Raw genomic sequence first — 16,920 nt, forward strand, 5'->3', positions numbered from 1 at the left:
GTCTTCAGGCCCCCTTCGCCGCGGTGCGGACCAGGACGAGGCCGCCGTTCGGACCGGGGACCGCGCCCTTGATGAGGAGCAGGCCCTTCTCCGCGTCAACGGCGTGAACGGTCAGGTTCTGGGTGGTGACCCGCTCGTTGCCCATGCGACCCGCCATGCGGAGGCCCTTGAACACACGGCCCGGGGTGGCGCAGCCACCGATGGAGCCGGGAGAGCGGTGCTTGCGCTGGGTTCCGTGACCGGCGCCGAGGCCCTTGAAGTTGTGACGCTTCATGACACCGGCGAAGCCCTTGCCCTTGCTCTTGCCCGTGACGTCGACCTTGACGCCGGACTCGAACGCGGCAGCGGTGATCTCCTGGCCGAGCGTGTACTCGCCGGCGTCGGAGGTGCGGAGCTCCACCAGGTGGCGGCGGGGGGTCACGTCGGCCTTGGCGAAGTGGCCCTTGAGGGGCTTGTTCACCTTGCGCGGGTCGATCTCGCCGAAGGCGATCTGGACCGACTCGTAGCCGTCGGAGTCATTCGTACGGACCTGGGTAACGACGCAGGGTCCGGCCTTGACCACGGTCACCGGGACGACACGGTTGTTCTCGTCCCAGACCTGGGTCATGCCGAGCTTCTCGCCCAGGACACCCTTGATCTGCTTTGCCATCTCTTCCGCGCCTCTCAGAGCTTGATCTCGATGTCGACGCCGGCCGGAAGGTCCAGGCGCATCAACGAGTCAACGGTCTTGGGCGTCGGGTCGAGAATGTCGATCAGGCGCTTGTGCGTGCGCATCTCGAAGTGCTCGCGCGAGTCCTTGTACTTGTGCGGCGACTTGATGACGCAGTACACGTTCTTCTCAGTGGGCAGCGGCACCGGGCCCGCGACCGACGCACCAGTGCGAGTCACCGTCTCGACGATCTTCTTCGCCGAAGAGTCGATGACCTCGTGGTCGTAGGCCTTGAGCCGGATGCGGATCTTCTGTCCCGCCATGGCTACTCAGTAGTCCTGTCTCTCGAAACGCTCTGGCTCCCGGGGGGCCTGTGCACTGCCCATCTCCGACCCACGCGGTCGGGCGTGTCGCATTCCCTCTACAGACGAATCCCGAAGGATTTCCCTGACCAAGGGGTTGCGGGCCCGAAGTCCGCGAGACCGGGGACGAACGCCCACCGGGTGCCTGGCCGGTACCCCGCTGACACTTCCCGGAAGATTCCCGTACGTCCGCCCCAGCGCTGCCGTGAGAGGCAGATGGGACGACGAGTACTGTGGGACTCGCTTCCGGTCCCCCCGGCGGGAGGCGCGCAGCATCGGCACTCAACCGAGCAACCTGAGCAGTGTGCCATATGGCCCGGAGCCCTGGCCAATCGCGGCGAGAGAGCGTACCCCACGGGGGGAGGGGCGAACCCTGGGGCTGACGCGGAGCGCCGTTGCCCGCGCGGGCCCGCCTGTACGGTGCGGTCGTGATGGCGGCAATGGACGACTACGAGTCCCTCAACGAAACGGCCCACCTGCTCGCGAGCCCGGAGAACGCCCGCAGACTGCTGGCCTCGATCGACCAGCTCGAAAAGGGCGGCGGCACCGGATCGCGGCCTGCCGCTGCCACTACGGCTGCTGACAGCCACCCATCGCTGCCCTGCCTCCCCGAAACGGAGGAAAATGGGTGGTGGAGGTGTGCATCATGCGGAAAGTAGTCGACTCCCGGGACATGCCGAGCGAGACGAACTGCACCCTCGCCATCACGGGCGAGGAGGACGAGGTCGTCCGCGCCGCGAGCGAACACGCGACTTCGGTGCACGGCCACGAGAACACGGCGGAACTACGGGCCCAGATCCGGTCCAACCTGAAGGACGAGATGCCGCAGCAGGTGTGAGGTCCGGGGCGGGTGAGATTCCGGCGAACCAGCCCGCCGCCGACCGGCGCCCGCCACGATGAGGCGGGTGACCAACACGGACCTCTGGCACCACTACGGCCGCAACCGCGCCGAGCGCGACCGGACAGTCCCCGAGAGCTTCCACTGGATCTGGAGCCAGAACGGCGGTCCCGGCGCGGAAGCCCTCGGCGATCTCACCGGCCAACGCGTCGTCGACCTCGGCGCCGGATCCGCCAGACACGCCGCCCACCTGGCGGCTCTTCACCGTCCCGCCCAGGTGGTCGCGGTCGACGCCTCCGCCGCCCAGCACGCCATGGCCACCGACCTGTACGCCCAACTCACGCCACGCCTGCGCCTGGTGCACGCCGATGTACCGGCGCACCTGCGCATGGCTCCGCACACCTACGACGTGCTGTACAGCGTCTTCGGGGCCGTCGACTTCACCGAGCCGCGCAAGCTGCTCCGAGCGGCGTTCACCGCACTGCGGCCCGGCGGCCGGCTGGTGTTCTCCACGCTCGCCCACTACCTCAACGGTGAACCGGCGGAAGCCGATGTCGTACCTGCCGAGGTCTCCGCGAAGACGCCCGGGGGTGAGCCGGCCGTCATGCGCCGCTGGGTGCTCCAGGAGCACGTGTGGACGAAGATCCTTGACGAGGCCGGATTCACCGGGATCGACACCGACCTCCTGCCGCCCACCACGACCGGCCCGCACACGGCAGACACACTGCTCGTAACGGCTTCCCGGCGGTCAGCGCTCTGACGCGTACGTGAGGAAGCTCGCCCACGCGGTGGGGGTGAGGCCGAGGCGGGGGCCGTGCGGGTTCTTGGAGTCACGGACGTGGACGGCGGCGGGGGTGGCGGCGACCTCGACGCAGTCGTTGGGGTTGCTGCTGTCGCTGTAGCTGCTCTTGAACCACGTCAGCTCGTTCGCGTCCTCGGCAGAGGTGCTGCGGATCATGTCTCCCCTAGACGAGTCATTCCGATGTGATCAGTGGTCATAGGCGATCAGGGATCGCAGGACGGGCTGGCCGGTCTTGTGGTTGTGCCAGATCGCGGCGGCCATCGCGAGGACGCGCTGAGCGACGCGGACTGCGACGCCCTCGAAGGTCCGGCCGCCGTGCTGTTCCAGGTCGAGCTGGCCTTTGAGGGTGTCGTTGACCGACTCGATCAGTTGCCGCACTGATTTCAGGAGACTCTCGCCCTTGCGTTTCTTCTCGCGCTTGAACGACGGCCGCAGCAACTCGGCACCCCTCAAGGCCAAATCGGCCTCGAACTCCTTGGCGGCGAAACCCTTGTCGGAGATCACCAGCAGCCCCGGCCGGTTCGTGACTGTCTCGGGTTCGCGGTCGAGCATCGCGGTCAGTACCTCGCGCTCGTCCATCTTCGGGGTCGCCAGCGCCCACAGGATCGGCATCCCGGCCGGAGTGCACACCAGGAACAGGCGCAGGCCCCAGAAGAACCGGGAGTGCGAGGCGCAGTACCCGTATCCGGCCCAGCCGGCCATGTCCGACCGCTTCACCGTCGGACGCGAGCGGCCACACTCCACCGGCGTGGAGTCGACGATCCAGTGGTTGTCGAACCAGAAGTCCGTATCGACGGCCAGCAGCCGTATCGCCTTCCTGACCAGTGGCAACGCGGCTCTGAGCCGCTTGTTCCAGCCCGGCTGCCTGGGCACGTACGGGAACATCCGGCCCAAGCGGGAGTCCACGAACCGCAGCCACCGCGACTCTGAAGTGAAGCCCAGCAGCGCCTGCGCGACAGCGAGGCAGACAAGCTCGGAATCCGTCAGCTGCGGCGGTCGGCCCAGCCACCGGGTACCCCCGATCTCGTCGTCGATCTTCACGTACAGTGCGGTCAGCAGGGCGTCCAGGTTGTTCGTCACACAACGATCTTGGACGCCCTGTCTGCGTTCCCGGACACACCGTCAGCATTCGGAATGACTCGTCTAGGGCTTCCTCGATGAAGGCCAGAGACTCACGCGCGTTAAGAGCCTCGGCCCGGATGATGCCATAACGCAGCTCCAAGATCCTTAGCTGCCTCGGATCGGAGACAGGGCGGCCACCGAACTCCTCGTCAGTGCGGCCAACCGATGTGCCGTCCCCGAACTTCAGCACCTGGATCCGCCCGCTCGTCCCTGGATGGTCTCCACGAGCGGTCGGCACAACCTGGATCTCGACATTACGCAACTGCCCCACTTCCAGTAGGTGTTGGAGCTGTCGGCGCAGCACCATTTTGCCACCGACGGGGCGGCGGAGTGTGACCTCTTCCTGGACAAAGCTCAGCTCGGGCGCAGGTGAACGGTCGAAGACGGAACGCCGAGCCATTCGCGCCGCCACCGCCCGCGTCAGCTCGTCGTCCGACAGGGCGGGCCTCCTCGTGGCGAGCAGCGCACGTGCGTACTCCTCTGTCTGGAGCAGACCGTGCAGGTTGTGGCTGCCGTACGACAGCAGCTCGACCGCCCGCGCCTCCATCCGTGCCAGATCACGAACCTTTTTCGGATACCGGACCTCCGCCACGTCCTGCTTCATCGCGGAGATCATCCCCTCCGCCCGCAAGACCTTGTCCGCCTTGTCCAGGTACTCCTGGCGGGGAATCCGCGTGCCCGCCTCGACCTTGTAGACCAAGTCCTCGCCGTAGCCGATCGCCTGGCCGAACTCCGCCGCCCGTAGGCCGGCCGCCTCGCGGCGCAGCCGTAGTTGCCTGCCGACCGTCGCGACCACCGCCGCGCCCGACTCGTCGTCGGGGTCGACCTCCCAACCCGGCTCGTCCGTCTCCGTACCCTCCGCGTCCACGCTCACCGCACACCCGCCTCCTTCGTACCGCTGTCCCCTCCGGACAGGTTGGACAGCACTGGACAAGCTCGGGACAGTCACCGTACGTACCGGAGTCATCACTGGTCAGCGTATGTGCGGACCGCCACGCTGAGTGACGTGAATCAAGAAATCACCCAACTCGGTCTTTCGGAACGCCACTTCGGCGTACTCCTGTCACCCACGCCACGCGGCGCCCGTCTCGCCCGGCGGCTCACCACAGCACATCTGCTCGCCTGGGACCTGCCACCCCGAACGATCGAAACGGCGGAACAGGTCACCGCCGAGCTGGCGACCAACGCGGCCACGCACGGCCGGCTGTCCGGGCGGGACTTCCTGCTGGAGCTGCGCAGGGCGGAGGACGGGCACGTCCTGCGTATCGAGGTCACCGACACCCGGGGCGACCGCCTCCCCGGGCTCAACCCCCAACTAACGCCCCCGGACGACGAGTCGGGCAGAGGGCTGCTGCTGGTCGAGGTGCTGGCGGACCGGTGGGGGGTGACGTCCGGGCCGGTGCCCCGCAAGACGGTGTGGGCGGAGCTGGATCTCCTACGGGGCGTCCTCATCCTTGCGGGTGAATATGCCCAACTGAGTTGGAAATGGGGCGGATTATCTGCTTACGCTCAGCGAGACAGTGGCATATGCCAAAGGCAGATCCCCATCAACTCACCCACAGAAACCCGCATGGTCAGCGCGCCCCATGAGGCGATGCACCGCATCTTCCAGGAGTACCCGGGGCTGTTCTCCCGCGTCTCCGAGGTGCTGGGTGTCAATTTCTCCCCGCCCACCTCGGTCACGATCCTGCCGACCGACCTCACCGAGTCCCGACCGGTGGAGCGCCGGGTGGACACGCTTATGCGTCTGGAGACCGAGAACGACGAGCCCTTACTTCTCGCTGTGGAAGCGCAGGGGAAGAAGGACTTGGACAAGCCCGCCAGTTGGATGTACTACCTCTCGTATCTGTACGCGAAGTACAAAGTGCAGCCGGTCCTTCTGGTCGTGTGCCAGGACCGCGCGACGGCGGAATGGGCGGCCCACCCGGTACACATCGGGCCCAGACAGTGGTCGTCGCTCACGCTGCGCCCGCTCGTCGCCGGCCCGCACAACATGCCGTTGATCACGAACGCGGCCGAGGCGCGCAAGGACCTGGCGCTTGCCACTCTTTCGGCGATCACACACGCCGACGATCCGGACATCGGTGCCATACTGAAATCGCTGTCCGCCGCACTGCGGGAGGCGCCGGAATCTCTCACCGGCCCGCTCGTCGAACTCACCGCACAGGGCTTGGGCAAGCGCCCAGCCGCACAACAGTGGAGGAACCTGGTGGCCGTGGACCTTTCTTTCTACAAGTCACCCATCTCGCAGGAGATCCGGGCGCAGAGCCGAGCGGAAGACGTCCTTTTCGTCCTGGAGCAGCGCGGCATCGAGGTCGATGAAGAGATCCGCGCACGCATCACCGAATGCCAGGACCCCGAGATCCTGCTCGGGTGGCTCGCCCGCGCCATCACCGCGTCCTCCGCCGAGGAGATCTTCACTACGGAGTGACCCCAGACCCCACCGACAGGGCCGACCGCACCTCGCGGTCGGCCCTCCCCCGTGCCTCGTCCTGTCAGTGCCATCCGCCACCATGGACCCTCGGAACAGCGCTCGCCTGTGAGGAGTCGCGGAATGCTGGTCGAGGTAGCCGGGGTGCGAGCACCCGCCGGGCGGGCGGCGGAGGCCGCGCGAATCGTCTGCGCGGAGTACGCGGACGCCGCGCTGTACCACCACTCCGCACGGTCCTACTTCTTCGGCGCGGCCTGGGCGGAGGCGCGCGGCCTGGACTTCGACCGCGAACTGTTCTTCGTCGCGGCGATGCTGCACGACTTGGCTCTCACTCCACCCTTCGACAGCCACACGCTCGCTTTCGAAGAGGCCGGCGGCCATCTGGCGCGCGTCTTCACCGCCGGTCTCGGCTGGCCGACCGAGCGACGCGACCGGACGGCCGAGCTGATCGTGCTCCACATGCGGGACGACGTCGCGCCGGAAGTGGACGTGGAAAGCCGGTTGTTGCAGGTGGGAACCAGCGCGGATGTATCCGGGACGGGCCTGGAGGCGTTCGATTCCGCCTTCACGGACGCGCTCGTCGGGGCGTACCCCCGGCTGGGCTTCGCCCATTCCTTCATCCGCCTGTTCCAGGACCAGGCGCAGCGCAAACCGGGCTGCGCAGCCGCGGAGTTGGTCGCAGGAGGGTGGGCGGAACGGACCGTTTCCCATGCGCTCGACGCCAACCGCAAGCCGCGACCGTAGCGGGCGTCTCCTGGTGAGGTGACGTGCTTCTTCGGCACCAGAGTCACGGTGCCGACGGCGTGGGAGCCCACCGACACCGATCTTCTGATCGTGGATCGGCCGGCCGTTGAGGCTCCGGCGTGGTCCGTGGCGCAAGTCCGGCGAGCGCGACCAGTGTCCTGGCAACGTTCTGAGCAGGCACAACCGTCTCGTGGCTGTGGTCGAGCCCCATACACCCCTTCCACGACATGCCTGTCCGCGGCGCCTGGGTTTTCGCGGGCGCGGGACTCTAACTCGTCGCAGCGACGGCCGTCCCCACGGTCACCGCCGTCACGGTCCGCAGCACCGCGGTGTTCACCGCTTCGGCGCCCCAACTGGTCTGCTCCAGCTCCTTCGCACGCTTGTAGACCTTTCCCGACCACGGGATGGAGCGGTGCAGGGTCGGCAGGGTGCCGCTGGCGGAGAGCAGCCCGATCAACGCCGTCGTACGGGTATCGGGCTCCGCGCCGTCGACCAGGACGGCACGGACCGTCTCCATGAGGAACTTCTTGTGCCCGGTGTCGCCGGCGACCGTGGCGGTCGTATGGAACAGCCCCAGCCTCTTCCTGCTCTCCCGGCGCAGCATGCCCCGCTCCACGAGCCGGTCGAGCACCGTCTCACGCATCCCCGTGCCGATCTCGATGAGGAGCGTCTGGACACCGCGCTTCCGCTCGGCGATCTTCTCGTGGGCGGCCCGGAGCACGGGATCCGGCAGCGGATCGCCGGCGACGGCGTGCACCTTCAGGCCGTTCAGTCCGGCGTCGTTCTCATCGACCGTGACATGCCCACCGAGCCCGAGCTCCACGAGAACGGCGCCGCCCAGGGTGTAGTACAGCGTGCCCTCTCCCGCGATCGCCCCCGACTTGTCGTCGAACATCAGCAGCGTCAGATCTTCGACGATGAGTGTTTCGTTCGGCATCGTTTCGTTCGGCATGTCACTTCATCCAACCGTCGGCGTGGGGAGGTGGCCCTCGGAAACGGCCCCTCCGGCCACGCTAGGCCTGAGTGGAACGTGGGAGCAGTGGCGGCCTGTCACCACTATTCGTGACACATGTCATGAGGACCCCGCGTCCGGGTCGCGGCCCTCCACGACCGCGCCAGCGCGGCCCAGGACAGTGTCGGTACGTCGCCGCCCCGCGCCCACGTCACCGCGACGTCTCGCAGACCACGGCCCCACGGCTCCACGATGCGTGCGAGCGCCGACGCGTCCGGCGGGGCCGCGCCCAGGCCGATCGCGTAGTGGACGCGGTCCCCCTCCGTCGCGTACGGGCGTGGCCAGGCGTGGGCGTCCCGTACTCCGGACCCTTCGAGCGCGGTGAGCAGTGCCCGTACGCGGCCCCGGAAGCGGCCCAGGGTGTCGGGGCGGCGTGTGTCCACGGTCGCGACCGCCCAGGCCGCGTGTCTGCGGTGCAGGGGTGGGGGTGCGGACAGGGCGGTGCCCGCGGGGCCCGTCTCAAGCAACTCCCAGGCGCGGTACAGCTCTTGGACCAGCAGGTCCCGGAAGCCGGGGCCGACCTGTTCGGTGCAGCTACGGATCGGGGCGGTCGGGGTCAGCACGGTGACAGGGGCGCCAACTCCCGTACCTGAAGCGCTCGTTGTCAGGGCGACAGGTACCCGCCAGTCCCACGCCGCCCATGTCCCGAAGAAGTGCCTCAGCAGGTCGTCGCCCGCCAGATCCCCGGCCTCGCGTGTCGTGTGCGCCGCCAGCACCGCCCAGGCCAGGCCGGGCAGCCCGCCAAAGGGAGCGGAGTCCAGCCCACGGGCGCTCGCCCAGGTCTTCACGTCCCTCGCCAGCGCGGCGAAGGCACCGTGCCGGTCGCCGACCGCCTCCCGTATCGCCGCCGCGTCGCTCACCGCGCTCAGCGCGACGGCCGCCGCCTCGCCCAGTTCGGCGCGGCGTTCCACGGCCCGCGCCGGGTCGATGTCGCCGGTCGCGACCACGGCCAGGTCGACGCCCAACTCGCCCACCGTGAACCGCAGTCCGGGCACGCGCGCCCCGACCACTTCACGCACCCCGGATGCGCCCCCGGGAAGCGCGGCCGTCATCCGCCGCCGGATCCCGTCCATGTCCACCGCCGCGCCGGGCAGCGCCGCCACCAGGTCCAGATCCGCCCCGGCGGACGCGCAGCCCATCCTGCGGGACCCGACGATATGTACGGCCCCTTCGGCGAGAATGCGCGCGAGCAGCCGCGCGGTCTCATCGATGTCAGCGCTGGGCTTTCTCGGTGGCTGATGATCGGCGAGCCAACTGATCTCCCCCGTGCCGAGCGCGACCGTCGCCCGTACGCGCATCGGCTCCTCACCTCTGCGTGACAGCAGCGCCAACTCGCCTACACCCGCCGACACTTCGCCGAGCCTTGCTTCAGACGGCCAATAGCGACCGGCTTCACGCCCTGTATGAACTCCCCTACGTACCGGAATCCGCAAAGGCGATCTCCTCGGCCACGCCCACATCGGCGTCACCGCCAGCGTCTTATTTCTCGCCGAAAACTTGAGAGTAATACTCACGGAGAGTTCCTAGAATTCTGCGATGACACTCGGAAGGAAACCCTCACGTTTCACTTGCAAGAAGGCGAGGAAAGGGACCTTCAGATCCGACTAATCGAAACTATTCTGTCCCCCTGAGCGGGCCGAACTTCGAGGGGGCCTGGTGATCGCCAAGATCCTCGTGCCAGGAGCATCGTCGCGCCAGAACATAGCCTTCTCCCCCGTTAAGGAGGTATAGCACCCCGCCGGGGAGCTCTGCCGCCAGTTGGTCACCCAAGATCTTCCCCCTTTCCGCGCTGGTCGCCTCGCTAATTTCCAGGCGAGCACAGTAGGGCTGCAGATGCATCAGCTCAACCGCAGTGAAGAGAACATCGATCCGCGTCTCAAAACCTTCCACGTTCACGCTGCGCAGGAGCAGCATGGAGTGGCTGACGGAGTACTGCCAAACTTGGAACTCGCGTTCCCACCCTGCGATCTTCGCCATGTCACCCTCCGGAAAGAAAACCAGGCTTAGGCACCTGCACTACGGACCCACCTCGATAGAATGTGATGCTATCCCACGATCGATCACCAACTCGCACGGACTTCCCCACGTGGTACATCTCCCGTTCCGTCGCAAACCAGTTACTCCCACTGCCGTTGCGATAAGCGCTAGAGAACTGCTCGCCGGGATTAGCTCCACGAAACCCGTCAAGTGACACATGAAGCTTGACGTTCGGATTGTGAGCGGCTGCACGAACCTCAGCCTCCCAAATATCGCTATCCAGGTAGTGGGAGTACCCCTTGCCTTCGGCAAATCCTCTCAAGCCATTCTTGCGGAGCCCCAATGCCACGTCCGTCGGGCATCCACCGGAATTATGAACTAGGACCGGAGTGTTCCCTGCCAGCACATAGTAGGTGTGGATGCCTTCGACAGTCAGGTCGTACGTCCGCTGCCGCTCGTCGAATGAACGCGCCGCCTCCACCTCGGCGGTGTCGCCGTTCGCCGTGCGGAGCGTCATACCAGCTTTGAGGTCGCCGGCGTCGACCCAACCTTCCGAGGACTCCACCCAGAACGGATGGGTCACCGTCGAGATCAGCTCGGAGGAACGGCCGCCCTCCGATCGCACCGTCAGATCCACAAAGCGCTTGTCGTCCTCGGTCACGATGGTGGCCACAACCTCGCGGGTTGTGGTTTCGCCAGTCAGTGGATCGGTGACGGTAATTGCGTCACCCAGCTTCACGTCTTCGATCAGCTTGGTGGTGCCGTCCGCCAGGAGGACCTCAGTTCCCGGAGGAAAGCTGTGCGGTGCGGCGCAAGCGAGCCTCGCCGCGCCCGCGTTGTCGCCCTTCTTCAGAAGCTTCGAAGCGGTTCCGAGCTTCCCCACCGGAATGAGCCCGGCCACGGTCCAGACACACGCGCTGACACTTCCGCCGTAGCATCTCTGTGCGTCTCGGACTCCGATCACTTCAAGGAAGTCCTTGGTGGGCGACACCCAGCCGAGTTCGTTCACCGCGGCGCAGAGCTGACTGGTCGGATCGTCGCTGCACCGACCGTTGCCCCAGAGGACGAGCAGTTGTGTGTAACTGCGACTCTCGTAGCCCGTCCAGGCGCGGAGTTCCTTCTCCGTCGGGATCTCGATGCCGGCCAGCACCGGCTTCTTACCGCCCCCGCCGCCCCCGCTCGAACCGCCGCCCCCCGAACCGCCCCCGCCCGAACCCACGTTGGGAATGTCGTTCGGCTCGTACGGCACCTCGTCCGTGTAGCCGTCCTCGGACGGCCAGCCCGCGCCGCCGTTGCATGAGTCGCACCACAGGCCGGTCGGGTCGGACCAGGTCAGCGGGTTGTTGTTGGCGTAGGCGTAGCCGTGGATCTGTTGCGGATCGGCGAGGTCCATCACCGGGTCGACGGACAGGAAGCGGCCCGTCGACGGGTCGTACTCCCGGGCGCCCAGGTGGATCAGGCCCGTAGCCGTGTCCGTCGTGCCGCCCACGAAGCCCTTCGTGCCCGGCCACGTCCCCGTCGCCTCGCCGCGGGTGCCGCCGAAGGGCAGCGTGCGGCGCTGGGTGAGCTGCTGGGTCGCCGCGTCGACGGCGAGCTGCGCGGTGCCGTGGTGGTCCGCGATCGTCAGTGAGATGGCTCCGGTGTTCTGCTGCGCGGCCTGGTGACCGCCGCCGAGGTCGACGTAGCGGGTCGCCTTCGGCGTGGTCGATCCCTTGGGCAGCACGATCTCCGTGGTGCCCAGGTAGAGCGTGGTCTCGTCCGGGGTGCGACCGATCAGGCGGTTGCCGTCGGCGTCGTACAGATACGACGTGACCTTCGCAGGTCCGCCCTCGGCGGGCTCCGACACAGTGGCCAGCCGGCCCTCGGCGTCCCAGGTGAGGGTCTGTTCGTCACCGGCGACCGTGCGGCTGGTGGTGCTGCCGTTGTCGTCGTATCCGAAGGTTTCCCGCGCCGTGCCGGTCGGCCCCGTCCGGGTGATCGAGGTGAGCTTGTGCGGCTGAGGGGTCCCGGGCTCCGGATAGGCGTACGTACGGAGGGTGTCCTTGGCGCTGTCGCCTGCCGGGTCGTGGAGGGTCTCGGTCAGGCGGTTGCCGACCTTGTCGTAGGTGTACGAGTGCCGGTACGGCGCGGGGCCGCCGGCGGCGCCGCCCGCGGGCTCCGCCGGACAGGTGGACTGCCCCTGCGCCCACGCCTCGGTCAGCCGACGCAGGTAGTCGTAGGTGAAGCACTGCGTGTCGTTGCCCGAGCGGGAAGTGTCCGACACCGACAGGACGTTGCCCGCCTCGTCGTAGCGGTACGTGCTGAACTGGTCGACGCCGGCGACGTCCTGCCGGTCCACCCGGGAGGTCGCCAGCCGCTGGGTGCCCCACTCGTACGTGTTGGTCGCCTGAGTGGTCTTCCCCCCTGCGGAGAGCCGGTACTGAAGCGGCTTGCCCGTCAGGCTGTACGTGGCGGCCGACGACAGTCCGCCCATCCCGCTCACCGAGAGGGGCCGCTCCGTGGCGTCCTCGTACGCGTAGGCGACAACGGCGGGTGCCAGCGCCCCCGCCTTGGGGTAACCGACGCTCTGCACGGAGCCGGAGACGTTGTACTCGGTGCCGCTCACATAGGTGCCCGCGAGTTCGGCCTCCGCGCCGGGGATCGTGATGCTGGAGCGCTGCACCCGGTACCGCCGGTCGTACGCGACCACCTTGGAGGTGTACTGCTGGCCGCCCGTGTACCGGATGGACTCGGCGAGGTGTCCCTTGGCGCCGCTGATCGTGTCGTAGACCCATTTCGCGTGCAGCGGCCCGCTGTTGGAGCCCTCGCGCAGCTCCGTCTGGCGGCCGAGGCCGTCGTAGACGTACGCGAGTGTGGTGTCCTCGGCATCCGTGGTCGACGTGCGCAGGCCGCGGTCGTCGTAGACGCTGGTGGTGGTGCCCTTGTCCGGATCGACGCTCTCGATCTGCCGCCCGAGCATGTCGTAGGTGTAACTCCAGCGGTTGCCCGCCGCGTCGGTGACCTTCGCCATCTCGTCACGCGGCGTGTACTGGTACGCCATCGTGTCGTACGTCGAACCGGCGGACCGCTGGTGATGCTGGCGCAGCTCCGTCGTTCTGTTCCGCGCGTCCGTCAGGGTGGTGGTGGCGGTGCCGCCCGCCGGCGGGATCACCGTGACGCGATCGCCGCCGTAGACGGTCTTGGTGGTGCTGACCACCGCGCCGCCGTCACCGTTTCCGGCGATCTGCCGCGCCTCGGTCTCACGCCCCAGACCGTCGAAGGTATGGCGGGACTGCGTTTCCACGGAGAGGGCGTTGTCCGGCTCGAAGAGTGCGGTGGTGGGCGGTTGCGTGACGTAGTAGGGCGCGAATCTCTTTGCCGTCAGGCCCCGTTCGTCGTAGAAGACGTCGGTGAGGATGCGCCCGCCGTCGGGGCCCGGCTCCTGCGCCTGGCGTTCTCGCATCAGCCCGTCGAAGATCGTGTAGGACGTGCGCTGGACACCTCTGTTTCCGAGCAGCTTCGTCCCCACCGCGACCGGATGGCCTTCGACCATGCGGTAGGTGAACTCGTACGCCGGCGTCTGCCCGGTCAACTGGTCTGCCAGCCAGACCTTGGTGGAGCGGCCGAGTGCGTCGTAGGCGAAGGACGTCACCTTGCCGTTGGTGTCCGTCTGCGTCAGCGGCAGGCCGCGCGAGACCTCGAAGGTGCTTGTCGTCTTCTGCGCGGTTGTCGCGTCCCCCGTCTTCGCCGGCGGGCCGGTCACAGTGGTGTCGGTGGCGAAGCCCGTGGCGGGCGTACGCACGGTGGTGGTGGTCCGGCCGTCGGTCCGGGGTGTTCTCACCACCACGCCCGACGCGTTCACGGTCACATCGGCCGTGAGGTCGGTGCTGGTGAGGACACGGCCGTAACCGTCGAAGGTCGCGCCCGACTCCAGGTAGAGCGGCGTGGTGCCGTCGTACTTCTTCAGTACGGCGGTCGCTGTGACATCGCCCTTCTCGGGAGCCGCGCCGTAGGCGCCTGCGTCGTACGCGATACGCGAGTCGGACACCACGTCGGCGGGCCGCTGCGCGGTGGCGTCACAGGAGGTGGCGACCGACTCGGACCGGGAGGGCAGCGAGAGGATGTTCTTCTCGGTGTTCGTGGCGTACGTGGTCCGGGCGCACCTGTTGTCGGTGGACGTGGTGGTGTCACCGAAGTCGTCCACCTCGGTGACGCGGCCGGCGACGGTGTCGTACGCCGTACCGGTCGACGTCGTACGCCACTTGGTGCCGGCGCCGTCGTCGAGAGATGTCCACTTCTTCGACGCGCTGGTCCCGGTGAAGTTCGCGGTGACGGTGCCCCAGTCCCGTTCCTTCTTCGCGGTCTGGTGATGCCACGGACGGTTGACCGTCTTGGCGAGGATCTTGCCGCCCGGCCCGGAGTAGGTGGCTGTCTTGTACGCGAAACCGGCAGCCGACTCGTGATCGGTGATCGGATCGCCCTCACCTGCCGCGAGAGTGACGGACACACTCTTCGTGCCGCCGGACGGTTCCTTGCGGTCGCCGTCCATGCCGCGCAGGAAGAAGTGGTCCTCCTGCGACTTCATCGCGTCCGCGCCGCCCTGGCCACCGGTCAGGACCCGTACCTGTCCGTACCCCCGCCACTGTGACCAGGTCTTGTGCTTCTCCTTGGTCAGACCGTCGTCATCGTCGTAGTGCCAGGCGGCGTCGCCGACGTACTGGTACCGGGTGACCTGGTCCGGGGCGCCACCGGTCCGGTCCGATGAGGTCACGGAGTCGACCACGTACTTGTTGAACCACTGGCGTTCCGGGTCGTCGGTGGAGCTGCCCCCGATGTACTGGGGAAAGCAGCGTGTCGTATTCGACTGAGGTGTCGGTAGGGCGTCCCAGTCACAGGCCGCCGCCGTGTAGTTGATGGCGAGCTGGCCGCCCGTGGGGTCGTCGACCGAGGACAGCCGGCTCTTGATGAACGGGGCGTACCCGTCGCCGGTCTTGTCGAGACGGTTGGCGTGCTGGGTGTACGCGAACGTGGTCTTGGGGAGAGTGACCGCCGGGCTGGCGGAGTGACCGGTGCGCTGGATCGAGTCGAGCAGCAACTGGTAGTCGATGTCGGCCATGCCCCATCGATGGGTCAGCTTCCACGAGTCGACGCTCTGGTACGCGCCGGCCACCAGGACCTCGGTGGTGATGGCGGTCAGCCGCTTACGAGTGAAGAAGGCCGGAGACAGTCGGCCTTCGTCGCAGTCCGCGCCGGCGTCGCAGTTCAGGTCCCACGGAGTGTCGTACCAGTAGGCCGAATCCGTGGTGATGGACCCGCAATCCGTCTGCGCGTTCTGGATGCATCTCTCGGAGCTGGTGAAGTCCACCTGGGCGAGCGCTTTGGTGCCGTACATCGACGACGACTTGAGGCCGTACTCGATGCGGTCGAGGTAACCGCCGCGTGCGTAGCGGGTGTTGTCGGCGGCTTCGAGGTTACGGCCGTAGGAGTTCTCTTCCTTGTCGTAGTAGTAGGCGACGGCGTTGCCCCGCGTGTCCACGACGTAGTCGAGATTCCACCGCCAAGCCTGCTGGCACCAAGAAGCGGCGAAGGTCGCCGCGTGGCACGGCTCACCCGAGTCGTCGCCGAAAACGGGCGCCGTCCAGGCGGAGTCGGTCGCTTCCTTGCCCTCGGCCCAGCCGGGCAGCCGGTGGTAGCCGGTGGTAGCCGAAGTAGTAGCGAACGCCCTGCGGGTCGGTCAGCCGCCAGTATTCGCCGTCGGCGTCGCCGTTGCCTCTGTTGGTGGAGGTGAGGCGGTCGATCTTTGTTCCGTCGTCGCCCTTCAGCTTCCAGGCGTCGTCGCCCACGGGGACAAGTTCGCCGCCCTTGCCGTTGAACGAGATGAACGCGTTGTTGTAGGCCCAGCACTGATCGCCGGGCTCGTTGCCGTCCGCGTTCTTGACGCCGTCCTCGGCGCACGGTTTGTAACGTCGCTCGATGAATCCGGGTGAGAGGTCGAATCCGTCTCCGACCCAGGACGACTGGTTGTTCGTCGATCCCGTGCGGCCGTCGATCGCACCGGAGGCGTAGGAGAGCCCGAAGTTGGGCTTCAGGCTGCCCGGCACATCCGGTACGGGAATGTCGTAGGTCCAGTTGAAGTCACCGGTGTTGAGGTTGGTGCTCCAGGTGGCCGACGGCGAGAGCGGGGTGGCCTTGTACGTGCCCGTCCCGCCCTCCGCGTCGGCCACGGCGGCGAGGACGGTCGGGACACCGGCCCGCAGGCCGACACGCTCCGCGGTGAGGGTGCGCTTCTCGGTGTCGTTGACGGCCGGCACGGGCTTGCCCGTACGGCACCGTGCCTTGTCCGGCGTGGATGCCGCGCACGCGGGGAGTTCGACGAGCGTGAGGCGGGACGCGTACCCGCCGCCGTATGCCTGAGCGAAGGAGGAGTAGTCGATACGGGCCCGCACACCCCCGGCCGGGGTGGTAGCGGCCCGCTCGCCTGCCGTCGCGTCGCCCTTGCCGGGCACCGGCAGCAAGGTGAACAACGGTCCGTCCAGCCCGGCCCGCTCACTGGTCCTGCGGTCCAGTACGCGCACCTCGACCTCGCCGGGCGCCGTCGCTGCGTCCTTGCCCTTCGGGACGCCCAGAGCGACGGGCAGCCCCCGGTGCGAGGCGACAGCGGAGCTGCCGGAGGCGGTCGGCAGCTTCACGCGCGCGGACGCCGCCTTGGGCCACGCCGAGTCGGGCCGCTTCTTCGGTGTCCGCGGTTCCTTCATCGCCGTGCGAGGTTCGACCGAGCCGGCGTTGCCCTCGATCGGGCTTTCCGACGTCGGGATGTCCGAGCCCACGCCGCGGTCGTCCGCCGCGGCGGCCACGGGCTGAGCGACGCCCTGCAACAGGGTGCCGATCAGGACCACCGAGGAAGCGAGCGCGACGCGCGCCCGCCAGTGCCGGAAACGTGAACTCGGTCTACCGTTCATGCCGTCCTTCGATTCCTCACTGCGGGCATTCGGCGAGATCCCGAA

General features: G+C 67.6%; 10 protein-coding genes and 4 pseudogenes. 5 read left to right on the forward strand and 9 right to left on the reverse strand.

Features of this window, described 5'->3' with window-relative positions; translation table 11 throughout:
* Window positions 1-4: 4 nt before the first annotated feature.
* Window positions 5-649 (reverse strand): 50S ribosomal protein L3, encoded by a 645-nt coding sequence (rplC, locus tag OIE74_RS14905; RefSeq protein WP_329383132.1) that lies wholly within the window; start codon window positions 647-649, stop codon window positions 5-7.
* Window positions 650-663: 14 nt separating this feature from the next.
* Complete coding sequence (gene rpsJ, locus OIE74_RS14910; protein ID WP_003948644.1) at window positions 664-972, reverse strand: 30S ribosomal protein S10; 309 nt, start codon at window positions 970-972, stop codon at window positions 664-666.
* A 685-nt stretch (window positions 973-1,657) separates the two neighbouring features.
* Here rpsJ and OIE74_RS14920 point away from each other — a divergent pair.
* Together OIE74_RS14920 and OIE74_RS14925 are read left to right on the forward strand one after the other, a co-directional pair.
* Complete coding sequence (locus OIE74_RS14920; RefSeq protein WP_329383134.1) at window positions 1,658-1,849, forward strand: DUF1059 domain-containing protein; 192 nt, start codon at window positions 1,658-1,660, stop codon at window positions 1,847-1,849.
* A 58-nt stretch (window positions 1,850-1,907) separates the two neighbouring features.
* On the forward strand, window positions 1,908-2,609 hold the full coding sequence (locus OIE74_RS14925; RefSeq protein WP_443076117.1) for a methyltransferase domain-containing protein: 702 nt from the start codon (window positions 1,908-1,910) through the stop codon (window positions 2,607-2,609).
* On the opposite strand, the gene OIE74_RS14930 is transcribed toward OIE74_RS14925, so the two are convergent.
* From OIE74_RS14930 to OIE74_RS14940, 3 genes and pseudogenes are all read right to left on the reverse strand, one after another.
* A complete protein-coding gene (locus OIE74_RS14930; protein ID WP_329383141.1) occupies window positions 2,598-2,807 on the reverse strand; it encodes a DUF397 domain-containing protein in 210 nt (69 codons plus the stop codon). The genes OIE74_RS14925 and OIE74_RS14930 overlap by 12 nt on opposite strands.
* Window positions 2,808-2,837: 30 nt before the next feature.
* On the reverse strand, window positions 2,838-3,731 hold the full coding sequence (locus tag OIE74_RS14935) for an IS982 family transposase (protein WP_329379891.1): 894 nt from the start codon (window positions 3,729-3,731) through the stop codon (window positions 2,838-2,840).
* A 55-nt stretch (window positions 3,732-3,786) separates the two neighbouring features.
* Window positions 3,787-4,647 (reverse strand): annotated as a pseudogene (locus OIE74_RS14940) (helix-turn-helix domain-containing protein); the annotation flags it as partial.
* 132 nt (window positions 4,648-4,779) lie between these two features.
* Here OIE74_RS14940 and OIE74_RS14945 point away from each other — a divergent pair.
* The 3 genes and pseudogenes from OIE74_RS14945 to OIE74_RS14955 form a co-directional block, all read left to right on the forward strand.
* Window positions 4,780-5,160 (forward strand): annotated as a pseudogene (locus OIE74_RS14945) (ATP-binding protein); the annotation flags it as partial.
* Between the two features lie 183 nt (window positions 5,161-5,343).
* Window positions 5,344-6,204: a hypothetical protein gene (locus tag OIE74_RS14950; RefSeq protein WP_329392302.1), complete on the forward strand. Its 861-nt coding sequence runs from the start codon at window positions 5,344-5,346 to the stop codon at window positions 6,202-6,204.
* Window positions 6,205-6,327: 123 nt separating this feature from the next.
* On the forward strand, window positions 6,328-6,948 hold the full coding sequence (locus OIE74_RS14955) for an HD domain-containing protein (RefSeq protein ID WP_329383143.1): 621 nt from the start codon (window positions 6,328-6,330) through the stop codon (window positions 6,946-6,948).
* A 268-nt stretch (window positions 6,949-7,216) separates the two neighbouring features.
* Here the strand turns inward: OIE74_RS14955 and OIE74_RS14960 are convergent, their stop codons facing one another.
* The 4 genes and pseudogenes from OIE74_RS14960 to OIE74_RS14975 form a co-directional block, all read right to left on the reverse strand.
* Window positions 7,217-7,900, reverse strand: a complete 684-nt coding sequence (locus OIE74_RS14960; protein ID WP_329383145.1) for a GOLPH3/VPS74 family protein — start codon at window positions 7,898-7,900, stop codon at window positions 7,217-7,219.
* A 176-nt stretch (window positions 7,901-8,076) separates the two neighbouring features.
* Window positions 8,077-9,327, reverse strand: a pseudogene (locus OIE74_RS14965) (poly(A) polymerase); the annotation flags it as partial.
* 247 nt (window positions 9,328-9,574) lie between these two features.
* Complete coding sequence (locus OIE74_RS14970; protein WP_329383148.1) at window positions 9,575-9,937, reverse strand: hypothetical protein; 363 nt, start codon at window positions 9,935-9,937, stop codon at window positions 9,575-9,577.
* A gap of 358 nt (window positions 9,938-10,295) precedes the next feature.
* A pseudogene (locus tag OIE74_RS14975) lies at window positions 10,296-16,875 on the reverse strand (polymorphic toxin-type HINT domain-containing protein); the annotation flags it as partial.
* Window positions 16,876-16,920: the final 45 nt, after the last annotated feature.

This window comes from Streptomyces sp. NBC_01716 (assembly GCF_036248275.1).
In the GTDB taxonomy this organism is placed as follows: Bacteria; Actinomycetota; Actinomycetes; order Streptomycetales; family Streptomycetaceae; genus Streptomyces.

What these genes read in the sequence shown, in the direction of transcription:
- OIE74_RS14970 (WP_329383148.1), bottom strand. Translation starts at nt 9,937, where the DNA reads ATGGCGAAGATCGCAGGGTGGGAACGCGAGTTCCAAGTTTGGCAGTAC.
- OIE74_RS14950 (WP_329392302.1), top strand. Translation starts at nt 5,344, where the DNA reads ATGGTCAGCGCGCCCCATGAGGCGATGCACCGCATCTTCCAGGAGTAC.
- OIE74_RS14930 (WP_329383141.1), bottom strand. Translation starts at nt 2,807, where the DNA reads ATGATCCGCAGCACCTCTGCCGAGGACGCGAACGAGCTGACGTGGTTC.
- rplC (WP_329383132.1), bottom strand. Translation starts at nt 649, where the DNA reads ATGGCAAAGCAGATCAAGGGTGTCCTGGGCGAGAAGCTCGGCATGACC.
- OIE74_RS14925 (WP_443076117.1), top strand. Translation starts at nt 1,908, where the DNA reads ATGAGGCGGGTGACCAACACGGACCTCTGGCACCACTACGGCCGCAAC.
- OIE74_RS14955 (WP_329383143.1), top strand. Translation starts at nt 6,328, where the DNA reads ATGCTGGTCGAGGTAGCCGGGGTGCGAGCACCCGCCGGGCGGGCGGCG.
- OIE74_RS14960 (WP_329383145.1), bottom strand. Translation starts at nt 7,900, where the DNA reads ATGCCGAACGAAACGATGCCGAACGAAACACTCATCGTCGAAGATCTG.
- OIE74_RS14920 (WP_329383134.1), top strand. Translation starts at nt 1,658, where the DNA reads ATGCGGAAAGTAGTCGACTCCCGGGACATGCCGAGCGAGACGAACTGC.
- rpsJ (WP_003948644.1), bottom strand. Translation starts at nt 972, where the DNA reads ATGGCGGGACAGAAGATCCGCATCCGGCTCAAGGCCTACGACCACGAG.